This window comes from Nocardia rhamnosiphila NBRC 108938 (assembly GCF_000720425.1).
GTDB classification, from domain to species: Bacteria; Actinomycetota; Actinomycetes; order Mycobacteriales; family Mycobacteriaceae; genus Nocardia; species Nocardia rhamnosiphila.
Genome location: NZ_JOAJ01000001.1, coordinates 512561 through 524888 on the forward strand (window position 1 = coordinate 512561; position 12328 = coordinate 524888).

Genomic DNA, 12328 nt, shown 5'->3' on the forward strand with positions numbered 1-12328 from the left:
CCTGGATATCGGCCCGCGCCGGGCGCGGTGCGGCTGATCGGAGGTTCGCGGCTCAGTCCCAGCTGAGGCCGCCGCGCCGCCATTCGTAGGCGTAGGCGACCGAGACATTGACGATGAACAGTGCCATCGCGGCCAGTCCGAACACCCCGAGCGCATCGATATGGACCGCCCACGGGTAGAGGAACACGATCTCGATATCGAAGATGATGAACAGCATCGCGGTGAGGTAGTACTTCACCGGAAACCGTTGTCCGGTAATGTTTCCCGCGCCTCCGGCCGTCGCGTGCGGGGTGGGTTCGATACCGCATTCGTAGGCCTGTAGTTTGGCGCGGTTGTAGCGTTTGGGGCCGATGAGGCCGGCGATCAGGATCGAGATCACCGCGAACGCGGCGGCGACCGCGCCGAGGACCAGTATCGGCAGTTCGGTGTTCACGACTGCGCTTCCCCTCCTTGCGAACTGGAACCCCGCGGTTGTGCCACCGGGTCCCGCGAACGGGGTCGGGCGGTGGATGCGTATGCCCCGCGCCGCCGGATCGTCCCCGGATTCGACACAGGGCTGGGGGAGGATCAGTCGACGCGGGTTATATGTCATCTCCCGCGCTCATGTGAGCTACAGCACAGCCTACAACTGTCGTGGCAGGACGAACGCGGATTGGTGGAGGGCTTTGATCGAATTCGCGACTGAGATTTATGAGCGAATGAACCTAATCACCGCTCAGGCGGCCGGGCGCCGGCGCAGCAGATCGACCACGATCTCGGTGAGTCGCAAGGGGTCGATCGGGTGGGTGGCGACGGCTTCGGCCCGCGACCAGTTCGCCAGCCAGGCATCGTCGGCGCGCCCGGTGAGCACGACCAGCGGCGGACACCCGCGGATCTCGTCCTTGAGCTGTTTGGCCAGGCCCATCCCACCCACCGGCGCGGATTCGCCATCCAGTACGGCCAGATCGGCCGCGCCGGCATCCATCCGCTCCAACACCACCGGGGCCGTGGCCACCTCGAGGTACTCCAGCGGCGGTAGGTCCGGATGCGGCCGGCGGCCGAGCGCCAGCATCACCTGACCCCGGGTGTCGGCGTCGTTGCTGTAGACCAGGACCCGCAGCGCGGCGGGAGGATTCGCATCGGCCACGTTCGCATGGTACGTCCGCGACCACGGGATTCGTGGCAGCTTGGACCAGATAATATGCCCCGGTGACAGACGAGCTGGTCGGGGAACTCATCGATACGGTCGCCTGGGTCCTCATCGTGGACGGGCGAATCCTGTGTGCGCGTCCGCGCGGCAAGGACGTCTTCTACATTCCGGGCGGGAAACGGGAAGCCGGCGAATCCGATGAGCAGACGCTGCTGCGCGAGATCACCGAGGAACTGACCGTCGCGCTGATACCGGAGACGGTCGAGGCGGTGGGTGTCTACGAAGCGGTCGACGGCGACGCGCGGGTCCGTATGAGCTGCTATCGAGCGGACTATCGGGGAACGCTGGTCGCGAGTAGTGAGATCGCCGAACTCGCGTGGTTCGGCTTCGGCGATCGGCCCCGGGTGCCGCCGGTGGACCAGTTGCTGTTCGACGAGCTCCACGCGGCGGGTCACCTGGCACGCTGAACCCGGCGGGCGGAACCGGTGCGGCCCCGCCCGTGCCGGCCTACTTGGTGGTGAGATTCGGGCGGGTGGCCCGTTCGATGAGATGCTCGATCAGACTGAGCAGCACATTCTTCGCCGAGACCCGGTCGCGCGCGTCGCACAGCATGACCGGGATGGACGGGTCGAGATCGAGCGCGTCGCGGACCTCGTCGATCGTGTACCGCGGCGCACCGTCGAAACAGTTCACCGCGATCAGGAAGGGCAGGCCGCGCCGCTCGAAATAGTCGATGGCGGCGAAGGAATTCCCCAACCGGCGGGTATCGGCCAGGACCACCGCGCCGAGCGCGCCCCGGGCGAGTTCGTCCCACAGGAACCAGAAGCGATCCTGGCCGGGGGTGCCGAACAGGTACAGCACCAGGTCCTTGTCGATGGTGATCCGGCCGAAGTCCAGTGCCACCGTCGTGGTGGTCTTGGACTCGACACCGGACAGATCATCGATGCCGGTACTGAGTTCGGTGATCATCTCCTCGGTGCGTAGCGGCGGGATCTCGCTGATCGAGGCCACCATCGTGGTCTTGCCGACGCCGAAACCACCGGCGATGAGGACCTTCACCGACGCAGCAAGAGCCGGAGCCCCGGGGTCCATCCGGGCAGGGTCAAATTTTTCGGATTCCATCCAGTACCGCTCGCAATATGTTGAAGTCGCCGGGACCGGACTCCATCTGCACGGGAGCCCGGAAGATCAGATGGCCGTCACCGATCAGATCTCCGACGAGAATCTTGGTCACCGCCAGCGGCAGTTTCAAGGCGGCTGCCACCTCCGCCACGGTTTGTGCTTCCGTGCACAGGTGCACGATATCGGTGTACTCGGGTTCGGTCCGGCGCAACGGCGGGGCACCACGAGCTTTGACCACGACAGTGAGCATATCCAGGTCGTGTCCCGCACCCACAGTGCGACCCTTGGTGATGGCGTACGGCCGCACCAGAGGTCCGGCGTCGTCGTCGAACCAGGGTTCCCGTGGCCCGGTCATACCCGCATACCTGTCATGGCACCGTTGCTGTTTCCGCAGTTACCGGGGGTCGGCCCCGGCCCCGCCGCGGGAACCGGTCGACAGATGGCTGCCGACCCGCTGGACGGTGAGGTTCATCTCGTAGGCCACCATGCCGAGATTGGCGTCCGCGGCGGCCTGTACGGCGATGCACGCGTTGTCACCGGCCGAGGTGACGAACAGTACGGCGCGATCGAGCTCGATCACCGCCTGCCGTACGGCACCGCCTTCGAACCGCGCGCCAGCGCTCCGGGCCAGGCCGTGCAGGGTGGACGACATCGCGGCGAAATGCTCGGCCTCGGTGCGATCCATTTTGGAGGAGTGGCCCAGCAGCATTCCGTCGGTGGACAGTACGACCGCGAGGCGGACCCCCGCGAGTCGCTCGACCAGGTCGTCGAGCAGCCAGTTCAGGTCACCTTGTGTGGAAGTGGACACTTAGCCTTCCTGTTCATCCGGGGATGCGCCATCCGCCGCCGGGTTCCCGGCGCCGGTTTCTGCGGCGGGCAATGGCTTGCGGCCCTGCCGGGTGCCGTTCTCGATCGCCGACATCAGATCCCTGGCCTGTTCGGCCGAGCGTGGCCGCGCCGTTGCGGCGGTCTGGGCGACGTCCGAAACTTCCGGTCGCGGTGCGACTTTAGCCTGCCTGCTACGGCGGGGTAAAGCCGGACGACCGTCGGGCAGCAGGGTCGGTTCGGCGGTGGTCTCCGTGGCTTCGGGCCGGGCGGCCGGAACAGTGTCGGATGTACCGGTCGGCGCGGCGCCGGCCTGCTCGGCCCGATCGCCGGTGGGCTCGGTGTCGTGGGGCCGGTCGGCGAGCAGCGTCGCGAGGGCGGAGCTCTCGGGGAGGGGGTCGGTATGGCTCTCCGTGCCGCTCTCCGGCCCCGGGCCCGGGGTCCGCAGCCCGGTCAGCGGTGTGGTCTCCTCGGCGGGATCGGTCAGCAGGGTGGCGGGCACGATGACCACCGCCCGGACACCGCCGTATTCCGATTCCCACAACCGCACCGCGACACCGTGGCGGGCCGCCAGCTGCGCGACGACGAAGATACCGAGCCGCGAATCCTTCTGCAGGGACGCGACCTCGAAGTTCGGCGGGTTCTCCAGGAGTTCGTTCAGGCGCTCGCGGTCCTCTTCCGAGATGCCCATGCCCTGATCGGTGATCTCCACGGCCACGCCCTTGCCGATCACCGAACCGGTGACCTGGACCCGCGACTGCGGCGGGGAGAACGAGGTGGCGTTGTCGACGAGTTCGGCGAGCAGATGGATGAGGTCACCGACGGCGTTGCCGGCGATACGGAGTTCGGGGAGGCGGGCCAGCCGCACCCGGGTGTAGTCCTGGGTTTCCCCCACCGCACTGCGTACCAGGTCGACCAGCGGTACGGGGGCCCGCCACTGGCGGCCCGGTTTCCCGCCACCGAGGATGGTGAGGTTTTCGGCGTTGCGGCGTTCGCGGGTGGCCAGATGATCGAGTTTGAACAGGATGTCCAGCATTGCCGGGTCTTCTTCGCGCCGTTCGGCGTCGTCGAGGATCTCCAGTTGTTTGTGGACCACGATCTGGCTGCGGTGGGCGATGTTGAGGAAGATCGCCTTCACACCCTCCTGAGTGCGGGCCTCGGTGATCGCGGCATTGACCGCCACGGCGTGCGCGTGTTCGAAGGCGGTGGCCACCGCCCCGAGTTCGTCCCGGCCGAAGTCGAGCTTCGCGGCGGCCGCGGTTTCGTCGATGTCCTCCCCGGTGCGCAGACGTTCGAGCATATCGGGCAGGCGTTCGTCGGCGAGGGCCAGCGTATGGTCGCGCAACCGCACCAGGCGATGGATGAACCGGTTGGCCAGGACCAGCGATACCCCGAACGCGGCCGCGGAGATCACCAGGACCGCCAGGCCGATCAGCAGCGACTGATTGGTGGTGCGGGCGGCGGCGTTCAGCGACAGCTCCTGCATGAGCTGGTTCTGGTCGTCCCAGAGGTTGAGCATCTCCTGGTTGACGTGGTCGGCTGCCGCCTGCCAGGCCGTCAGCTGCCCCGGCGAGAGCGCGGCCGCGGTGTTCTCGGCGTCGGCCCCTCCGACGCTGCGCGCGATGAGCGTGTTCTCGGTGCGGGCCAGCAACCGCCACTCCGGGCTGTCGACCAGGGTGCGCACCCGCTCGCCGATCTCCGGATCCAGCTGAGTGGCCAGCAGGGCGGTTTCGGTGTGGTAGAAGCCGGTCTGCTGGATGAATTCGTCGGGCAGTGCGACCGGGTTGCCGGTGCGCAGCGCCGCGCCGGCGAGGGCGTGACTGCGCGAAGCCGCTTCCAGCGCGTGCATGATGCGCGAGACCAGGCCCAGCTGGCCGACCGCCGCCGGGTCCTGTTCGAAGGTGTTCGACAGCTGGGCGCCGGTGCTGAAGGCATCGAGGACCCGGACGTAGAAGGTATAGGCGTCACCGGTCGGCACCGCGCGGGTGTCGACCGCGGTACGGATATTGCCGAGCTGCTGGGTGAGCGTGGTGAACGAGCCGACATCGTCGGTGATCTCCGCCGGCTGCAGTTCCCGGATCCGCTGAGCTCCGGTGACCAGGTCGCGGAGGGCTTGTTCGGTGTTGGGCCGGACCGCGGTGAGGGCGGCGGCCGCGGTGGGGTCACCGGCGAGATGGGCGAGCGTGAGGCGGCGCTCGTTCTGGATCACCTCGTACACATCGCGAGTGGGGCCCGAGACCTCGCGTAACGCCTCGGTCACCTGCCGGTTGTGTTGTCCCTGGTCGATCAGATAGCCCGTCGCACCCACACCGGCCACCAACAGGGTCAGACTCGGGATGAGCGCGATGGCCAGGATCCGGGCGCGGACACCGAGCCTCGCTCTGAACATCGCCACAAGTTAACCGTTCGACCGATTTCCTGCACATCGAATCCCATTGAACAGGACTCACTTTGACACCGAATCCGGCATATGCGGCGTGGCGGCGCCGTCGCCGTCCGGTGCGCCGCGGGTAGATTTGTCCTCACCTCGCGAATACCGACAGGTAGGAGGCGTAATGCCCATACCGGAAACCGAAGTCTTCGACCGGTTACGCACTCTGGTCGCGATCGATGATGCCGCCGCCCGCCCACCTCGGACGATCGACGAGGTCTTCACCGGCAAACCGCTGGGTTCGGTGCCGATCGGTACGGCCGGGGATGTCGCCGCGGCCGTCGCCCGCGCCCGCGTGGCGCAGTCCCACTGGGCGGCCCGCCCGGCGCGGGAACGCGCCCGGGTGTTCCACCGCTACCGGTCCCTGGTCGTGGCGCAGCGGGCGGCACTGATGGATGTGATCCAGGCGGAGACGGGTAAGGCGCGCTGGGCGGCCCAGGAAGAGGTCACGGGGCTGATGTTCGCCGCGCGGTATTTCGCGCGCGTGGCGCCCGCGCTGCTGGATGAGCGGCGGGTGCCCGGCGCCTTTCCGGTGCTGAACCGCGCGTTCGTCGATGCCCGGCCCAAGGGCGTCGTCGCGGTGATCGCGCCGTGGAACTATCCGCTGGTGCTGTCCCTGGGTGATGCGATTCCCGCGCTGCTGGCGGGCAACGCGGTGGTCCTCAAACCCGACAGTTCGACGCCGTTCTCCGCGCTCGCCGGCGCCGAACTGCTCTACCGTGCCGGGCTGCCCCGGGATCTGCTGGCGGTGGTCACCGGTCCCGGCCCGGTGGTCGGCGAGGCGATGGTGGACTGCGGTGACTATCTGATGTTCACCGGTTCCTCGGCCACCGGCCGGACGCTCGCCCAGCGGTGCGGTGCGCGGCTCATCGGTTTCTCCGCCGAGCTGGGCGGTAAGAATCCGATGATCGTCACCGAAGACGCCGATATCGGCCGTGCGGCGCGGGCGGCCGTCCGCGCGTGTTTCTCCAATGCCGGCCAGTTGTGCATCTCCATCGAACGGATCTACGTGCACCGTGCGGTGGCCGCGGAGTTCACCGAGAAGTTCACGGCCGCCGTATCGGCCGCAACGCTCGGTGCCGCGTACGACAACTCGATGGATATCGGCTCGCTCATCTCCGCGGCCCAGCTGCGTACCGTCACCGACCATCTCGCCGATGCCGTCGCCAAGGGCGCCGAAGTGCGCGTCGGAGGTGCGGCGCGACCCGATATCGGTCCGCTGTTCTTCGAGCCGACGGTGCTCACCGGGGTCACCGAGGAGATGGTCTGCGCGCGCGAGGAAACCTTCGGGCCGTTGGTCTCGATCTATCCGGTCGATTCCGTGGCCGAGGCGGTGGCAGCGGCCAACGACACCGAATACGGTTTGAACGCGAGCGTCTGGGCGGGTGGTCTCGCCGAAGGCGAGCGGATCGCGCGGCTGCTGAAAACCGGCACGGTCTGCGTGAACGAGGGGTACGCGCCGGCCTGGGGGACGACCGCGGCGCCGATGGGCGGGACCGGGATCTCCGGGGTGGGCCGCCGGCACGGGCCGGCGGGGCTGCTCAAATACACCGAACCGCAATCGGTGGTCTCGACCCGTTTCCTGAACCTGGACCCGCCGCCACTGGTCCCCCGGGACCTGTGGCAGCGGGTGCTGATGACGATCGCTCGGTCGCTGCGGTTACTACCCGGCCGCTGAGACCGGCCGGGTCAGGTCGCGGTGCCGGGGCCGCCGCGCTTGCGGCTGTCGAGCGCGGCGGCTTCCGCGGCACTGAGCCGGCGGGTGCGGAGCAGGAAGACCGCGGCCTCTTCGGGCGGCGATCCGCCGTTCGAATCACCGCCGGCTGCCGGACCGGCGTCGGCGGGCACGTCCACGGTGAGATGTTCGCGCTCGAAACGGGTGTAGGCCTCCGTGCTCATCCACAGTTCGGTATGCCAGGCGAGGCGGCCGAACAGAGTATCTCCCTCGGCGGCCCGGAAATCGCGGATCGGTAGCCAGTCCGGTTGCGGGTCGGCGGATTCGCGGTGCGGAAGGTACAGCAGGATGGGCCCGTGCTGTTCGATCAACTCGCGTAACGCGTTGCGGGCCCGATCCGTTACCGCGACCCGGTCGCTGCGATACGCCATCAGCAGCTCCGTGCCGTGCCGTGGCACCGCGGTGGCGTTGCCGAATCGATCCGATGAAACATCTCGCTCCCTTGTGCATCGCCGGCCCCGTATCGGACGGTCCGGGGATTCGATACACCCGCCGTCCGAGATACCGGCTCGTGGTGGCCGGCACTTTTGCGAACACATTCTTGCGTATTGCGGTCGCCGGAGCGAGCGGGTGTCCGTGAGCGGCCGAAAACGCTTGTGGTATGGCCTTGTGTGCTCGTGGGCCCGGAACGAGTGTGCGGCCGGGCCGTCCGGACGGGAGCTACGTCGCCTCGAAAATCATTGCGCACCAGCTCATTTGCGGATGAAGATACCCGCGACGTCGGCCCGCTCGATCGGAGTGTCGGCGTTGGCCTGCACGCTGCACAGCGCGTTGACCGCCGCGATGGACAGGTCCACGTTCGTGCCGCTCGGTTCCGCGCCCCGCTGCTCCTCCAGGAACTTGGTGATGGTGACGCGCTGGGTCTTCTGGTCCTGCTCCACGTACTCGCGGCACGGGGTGTCGCCGCCCTTGTTCATGGCCCGTTCGATTTCGGTACAGCCGGCCAGTGTGAGCACGGCGGCCGCGATCAACAGGCCCGCGCGGGCCTTCGTGGCATTCATCGACAACAATCCTCCTGGTCGGCTCGGGCCGTGCGGTGCGAACCCGAGTCCAGTTCACTCTATGCCCGGCATACCCACCACGGCGGCCGGCTCACTCCGGCGGGAGAACGGGCGGTGATCCGGTGCCGGCGCCGAGAAATCCGGGAATGCCGTCGACCACCGAATCGACCAGGGCGGCTGCGGTCGTACCGAACAAGGTGCCGCGTTTGTCCAACTGACCGTCGAGCCACAACGACGCCAGACCGTGGCCGAGCGCCCAGAGCGTGAGAGTGGTCGGTTCGGCGCGTTCCGGCGGTAGTTCGCCGGCGATCACGCAGGCCTCGACCGCGTCGGCGAGCACGCCGAAGGCGGCTTCGCCGGCCGCGCGGGTGTCGGGGTGCTTCTCCGGCTGTGACAGTTCCGGGCGGAACATCAGCCGGAAGTAGCCGGGCTGCTCCCGGGCGAACCGGATATAGGACTGTTCCAGGGCGAGGAGTGCCGCGGTGGGGGAGCCGGCGGTGGCGCGGGCGGCCGAGAGTTGCTCGGTGAGCAAGCGGAAGCCCTGGGTGGCGAGATCGGCCAGCAGTGCCGCGCGATCGGCGAAATGGTGGTACGGGGCGCCGGAACTGACGCCGGCCTCCCGGGCGACCCGGCGCAGGCTCACCGCCGCGATGCCCTCGGTTTCGATGAGCCGCAGACAGGCGGCCAGCAGGGCATCACGCAGGGCGCCGTGGTGGTAGGAGGTCCGGGTCACCTTCTGAGGGTAAGCGCCGGGCGTTCCATGCCCGGACCGGGTCTGGACAGCGGATCTATGCGGTGCTTAGATTATCTGAGCAGCGTTCAGATCAACACCCTCGAGGATGGAAATGAGCACACGGGTACTGGTGACCGGCGCCACGGGATTCGTCGCCGGGCATGTCATCGCCGAACTACTCGATCACGGCTACGCGGTGCGCGGCACCGTGCGCGATCTCGGCGGCGCCGGCAGGCGGGCGCATCTCGTCGACTACGCCGCCCGCGTGGGCGGTGACCTGGAATTCGCCGCGGCCGACCTCGATCGCGATGCCGGCTGGGCCGAAGCCGTCGCGGGCTGTGCGCAGGTGCTGCATGTGGCCTCGCCCTTCCCGGCGACCCCGCCCGACGATGACAGCGAACTGATCCGCACCGCGGTGGACGGGACGCTGCGGGTGCTGCGGGCCGCGGCCGCCGCGCCCGGTGTGCGACGAGTGGTGCTGACCTCCTCGATCGCCGCGATCGCGCACGGGCATCGTGACGAGGCGGTGCGCACCGAGGCGGATTGGACTGTCGTGGAGCGCAGTCCGGCGTATCAGCGCAGTAAAACGCTGGCCGAGCGTGCCGCGTGGGAATTCGCCGAGTCCCTGTCCGCGACGCGTGGTCTCGAGCTGGTCGTGCTGAACCCGGGAATGGTTCTCGGGCCGGTGCTGTCTCCGGCGACGAGCACCTCGCACGAACCGGTCCGCCGGCTACTGGCAGGCGCTGTTCCGGGTGTGCCGCGTGTGGGATGGTCGGTGGTCGATGTCCGCGATCTGGCGGTGGCGCACCGGTTGGCCATGGAGACCGCGCAGGCGGCCGGGAATCGCTACATCTGCGCCGGTGACCACGTGTGGATGCGGGATATGGCGCAGATCCTGGCCGCGGCGTACGGGCCGCGCGGATTCCGCGTCGCCACCCGTGCGCTGCCCGATTCACTCGTACGCCTGGTGGCGCTGTTCGATCGCGGGCTGCGGCTGACGGTTCCGGCGCTGGGCAAGGTCGAGAGAGTGAGCGCCGCGCGAGCCCGGCGTGACCTGGGGTGGACGATGCGCCCGGTGGACGACACGGTGCGTGATACGGCGGAGAGTCTGCTGCGTGCGGGGGTGGTGCCGTCGCCCGGGCGGGCCGGATCCGGTCCGAGTGCTCGCCCGGTGCCGGTAGCCGGGGTGTGAGGGGTCCGAGATGCTGATAGCGACATTGCTGATCACTCTGGGTGCGCTGGGGCGCCGATGGCGCAACGGCCGGCCGCCGCGGGCGAGTGCGTCGGCCCGGCCGGCGGAGGGAAGCCGATGGCGGGGTGTGCGGGTGGTGGTGCCGATCGGGCTCGCCTCGGCGGGCGGTCTCACGGCTACTGTGGCGGCGGTCTGCTGCTGAGGGTTCTGCGGAAAGCCGTGGCCATCCGGGCGGCAGCGTGCTTCCACCAGGCGTGTTCGCCGTGCAGCGCTCGGCCATCGGCGCGGCGGCTCGTCTCCCGGCGTGCGGTCATGCCGGTGTGGAAGAAATATGTTTTAGATCACAGTCGGTAGGGCCGGGCGGAGGGTCCGCGGAGACTCCGTTCCGCGGGGATCTGCCGGGCGTTGAAGGCTGATCGCATCGGCGTGCGCGACCCGGCGTGCCATCGAGGGTTTATCGAGTACTCTCGGTTACAGATAAAAGGTGTGTCTGTCATGATTGGCGACGACCCCGGGCACGAGCAGACGAGGAACGCAATGACGCGGCATGTCGACGTACTGATCATCGGAGCCGGTCTGTCCGGTATCGATGTGGCCTGTCACCTGGAGAAGGAGAACACCGGGCGCAGCTACGCGATCCTGGAGCGCCGCACTGCCGTCGGCGGCACCTGGGACCTGTTCCGCTACCCGGGAATTCGCTCCGACTCCGATATGTACTCGTTCGGCTACGGCTTCCGACCCTGGCGCGGTACCCGCATGCTCGCCGACGGCGCCGGTATCCGCCGCTATATCGCCGAGACCGCCGACGAATACGGTGTGACGCCGAAGATCCGTTTCGGCCGCAAGGTGGTTTCGGCGAGCTGGTCCGGCCCGGACAACAGGTGGACGGTGCGGGTGCTCGAAGAGGCGACCGGTGTCGAGGAGGTCTGGACCAGCACCTTCCTGGTGGGGGCCACCGGTTACTACGACTACGACAACGGCCACCGGCCGTCGTTCCCCGGCGAGGACGCGTTCACCGGGCGGATCGTGCATCCGCAGCACTGGCCCGAAGACCTGGACTACCGGGACAAGAAGGTGGTCGTGATCGGCAGCGGCGCCACCGCGATCACGCTGGTGCCGTCCATGGTGGGCGAGGCCGCCCATGTGACCATGCTGCAGCGATCGCCCACCTATATCGCCTCCATCCCGGGTGACGACCCGGTGGCGCTGGGGATGACGAAGGTCGGGTCCCCCGCCGGGCTCACCTATCAGGTCGGGCGCGCCCGCAATATCGCGGTGCAGCAGGCCAGCTACCAGCTGTCGCGGCGCCGGCCGAAGCTGGCCCGGCAGATGTTCCTGAAGTGGGTCCGGCTGGCGGTCGGCCCAGGGGTGGACATGCGTCACTTCACCCCGGAGTACGCGCCGTGGGATCAACGCCTGTGCGTCGTACCCGACGGCGACCTGTTCAAGGCCCTGCGCCGCGGCGACGCCTCGGTGGTCACCGACACCATCGAGACCTTCACCGAAACCGGTATCCGGCTTTCCTCGGGCGAAGAGATCGAAGCCGATATCGTCGTCACCGCCACCGGGCTGACCATTCAGATCCTGGGCGGGGTAGCGCTCGAGGTGGACGGTGAGCCGGTGGTCACCCGGGACCGGGTCATGTACAAGGGTTCACTGCTCGACGGTGTGCCGAACGCCCTGATGGTGCTCGGGTACACGAACGCCTCCTGGACCCTTAAGGCCGATCTGGCCGCCGAGTACTTCTGCCGGGTGCTGAACCGGATGCGGGACAAGGGATACACCCGGTTCGTGGTCCGGGCGCAGGATTCCGACCGCTCCGAGGTGTCGGTGATGGGCGGGGCGCTGAGTTCCGGGTATATCCAGCGCGGGGACGCGGTGATGCCGCGGCAGGGGACCGGCGGCCCGTGGAAGGTGGTCAACAGCTACTTCCGCGACCGCTCCTACCTGCGCAAGAGCCCGATCGAGGACGGCATCCTGACCTTCACCGACCGCGCCGGGGCGGAGACCACCAGTTCCGGGGGCCGGGCGCGCGGCGCGGCGAGCCGCCTGCCGCTCATCGGCACCCGGCCCGCCTGAGGTCGAGATGGACCCCGGCCGGATACCGGGGATCATTCGGCCCGCAAGAAGGGAGACTCCGGGCCGCCACCACCGACGACG

14 protein-coding genes are annotated in these 12328 nt (G+C 68.4%); 5 read left to right on the forward strand and 9 right to left on the reverse strand.

The window, feature by feature from the left end:
- Positions 1-52: 52 nt before the first annotated feature.
- On the reverse strand, positions 53-433 hold the full coding sequence (locus IG75_RS0102415; protein ID WP_030519467.1) for an NADH-quinone oxidoreductase subunit A: 381 nt from the start codon (positions 431-433) through the stop codon (positions 53-55).
- A gap of 282 nt (positions 434-715) precedes the next feature.
- Positions 716-1126 (reverse strand): Rv3143 family two-component system response regulator, encoded by a 411-nt coding sequence (locus IG75_RS0102420; protein ID WP_030519468.1) that lies wholly within the window; start codon positions 1124-1126, stop codon positions 716-718.
- Between the two features lie 62 nt (positions 1127-1188).
- On the opposite strand from IG75_RS0102420, the gene IG75_RS0102425 reads away from it, so the two are divergent.
- A complete protein-coding gene (locus IG75_RS0102425; RefSeq protein ID WP_030519469.1) occupies positions 1189-1596 on the forward strand; it encodes an NUDIX hydrolase in 408 nt (135 codons plus the stop codon).
- Positions 1597-1636: 40 nt separating this feature from the next.
- On the opposite strand, the gene IG75_RS0102430 is transcribed toward IG75_RS0102425, so the two are convergent.
- From IG75_RS0102430 to IG75_RS0102445, 4 genes are read right to left on the reverse strand one after another with little or no spacing between them, the layout of a single operon-like run.
- On the reverse strand, positions 1637-2221 hold the full coding sequence (locus IG75_RS0102430) for a GTP-binding protein (protein WP_036512093.1): 585 nt from the start codon (positions 2219-2221) through the stop codon (positions 1637-1639).
- Between the two features lie 10 nt (positions 2222-2231).
- The gene (locus IG75_RS0102435) at positions 2232-2606 is read right to left on the reverse strand and encodes a DUF742 domain-containing protein (RefSeq protein WP_030519471.1); all 375 of its coding nucleotides are present in this window, start codon (positions 2604-2606) and stop codon (positions 2232-2234) included.
- Between the two features lie 39 nt (positions 2607-2645).
- The gene (locus tag IG75_RS0102440) at positions 2646-3059 is read right to left on the reverse strand and encodes a roadblock/LC7 domain-containing protein (protein ID WP_030519472.1); all 414 of its coding nucleotides are present in this window, start codon (positions 3057-3059) and stop codon (positions 2646-2648) included.
- Positions 3060-5465: a sensor histidine kinase gene (locus IG75_RS0102445; RefSeq protein WP_030519473.1), complete on the reverse strand. Its 2406-nt coding sequence runs from the start codon at positions 5463-5465 to the stop codon at positions 3060-3062.
- A gap of 166 nt (positions 5466-5631) precedes the next feature.
- On the opposite strand from IG75_RS0102445, the gene IG75_RS0102450 reads away from it, so the two are divergent.
- The gene (locus IG75_RS0102450; RefSeq protein ID WP_030519474.1) at positions 5632-7185 is read left to right on the forward strand and encodes a succinic semialdehyde dehydrogenase; all 1554 of its coding nucleotides are present in this window, start codon (positions 5632-5634) and stop codon (positions 7183-7185) included.
- An 11-nt stretch (positions 7186-7196) separates the two neighbouring features.
- Here the strand turns inward: IG75_RS0102450 and IG75_RS0102455 are convergent, their stop codons facing one another.
- The 3 genes from IG75_RS0102455 to IG75_RS0102465 all read right to left on the reverse strand — a co-directional run bounded on the left by IG75_RS0102455 (position 7197) and on the right by IG75_RS0102465 (position 8976).
- Positions 7197-7613, reverse strand: a complete 417-nt coding sequence (locus tag IG75_RS0102455) for a DUF779 domain-containing protein (RefSeq protein WP_162183769.1) — start codon at positions 7611-7613, stop codon at positions 7197-7199.
- Between the two features lie 321 nt (positions 7614-7934).
- Positions 7935-8243 carry a hypothetical protein gene (locus tag IG75_RS0102460; RefSeq protein ID WP_030519476.1) on the reverse strand — a complete coding sequence of 103 codons (309 nt, stop codon included), beginning with the start codon at positions 8241-8243 and terminating at the stop codon, positions 7935-7937.
- 91 nt (positions 8244-8334) lie between these two features.
- Positions 8335-8976: a TetR/AcrR family transcriptional regulator gene (locus tag IG75_RS0102465; protein ID WP_081876590.1), complete on the reverse strand. Its 642-nt coding sequence runs from the start codon at positions 8974-8976 to the stop codon at positions 8335-8337.
- 112 nt (positions 8977-9088) lie between these two features.
- Between IG75_RS0102465 and IG75_RS0102470 the strand changes: the two genes are divergently transcribed.
- The 3 genes from IG75_RS0102470 to IG75_RS0102475 all read left to right on the forward strand — a co-directional run bounded on the left by IG75_RS0102470 (position 9089) and on the right by IG75_RS0102475 (position 12247).
- On the forward strand, positions 9089-10168 hold the full coding sequence (locus IG75_RS0102470) for an NAD-dependent epimerase/dehydratase family protein (RefSeq protein ID WP_036512533.1): 1080 nt from the start codon (positions 9089-9091) through the stop codon (positions 10166-10168).
- Between the two features lie 10 nt (positions 10169-10178).
- Positions 10179-10370, forward strand: coding sequence for a hypothetical protein (locus IG75_RS38885; protein WP_030519479.1), 192 nt, complete (start codon positions 10179-10181; stop codon positions 10368-10370).
- Between the two features lie 335 nt (positions 10371-10705).
- On the forward strand, positions 10706-12247 hold the full coding sequence (locus tag IG75_RS0102475; protein WP_036512096.1) for a flavin-containing monooxygenase: 1542 nt from the start codon (positions 10706-10708) through the stop codon (positions 12245-12247).
- Positions 12248-12328 lie beyond the last annotated feature (81 nt).

Bases quoted from the DNA above. Each gene is read 5' to 3' on its own strand.
- IG75_RS0102430 (WP_036512093.1), bottom strand. From the start codon at position 2,221: ATGGACCCCGGGGCTCCGGCTCTTGCTGCGTCGGTGAAGGTCCTCATC.
- IG75_RS0102435 (WP_030519471.1), bottom strand. From the start codon at position 2,606: ATGACCGGGCCACGGGAACCCTGGTTCGACGACGACGCCGGACCTCTG.
- IG75_RS0102445 (WP_030519473.1), bottom strand. From the start codon at position 5,465: ATGTTCAGAGCGAGGCTCGGTGTCCGCGCCCGGATCCTGGCCATCGCG.
- IG75_RS0102450 (WP_030519474.1), top strand. From the start codon at position 5,632: ATGCCCATACCGGAAACCGAAGTCTTCGACCGGTTACGCACTCTGGTC.
- IG75_RS0102455 (WP_162183769.1), bottom strand. From the start codon at position 7,613: ATGGCGTATCGCAGCGACCGGGTCGCGGTAACGGATCGGGCCCGCAAC.
- IG75_RS0102460 (WP_030519476.1), bottom strand. From the start codon at position 8,243: ATGAATGCCACGAAGGCCCGCGCGGGCCTGTTGATCGCGGCCGCCGTG.
- IG75_RS0102470 (WP_036512533.1), top strand. From the start codon at position 9,089: ATGAGCACACGGGTACTGGTGACCGGCGCCACGGGATTCGTCGCCGGG.
- IG75_RS38885 (WP_030519479.1), top strand. From the start codon at position 10,179: ATGCTGATAGCGACATTGCTGATCACTCTGGGTGCGCTGGGGCGCCGA.
- IG75_RS0102475 (WP_036512096.1), top strand. From the start codon at position 10,706: ATGACGCGGCATGTCGACGTACTGATCATCGGAGCCGGTCTGTCCGGT.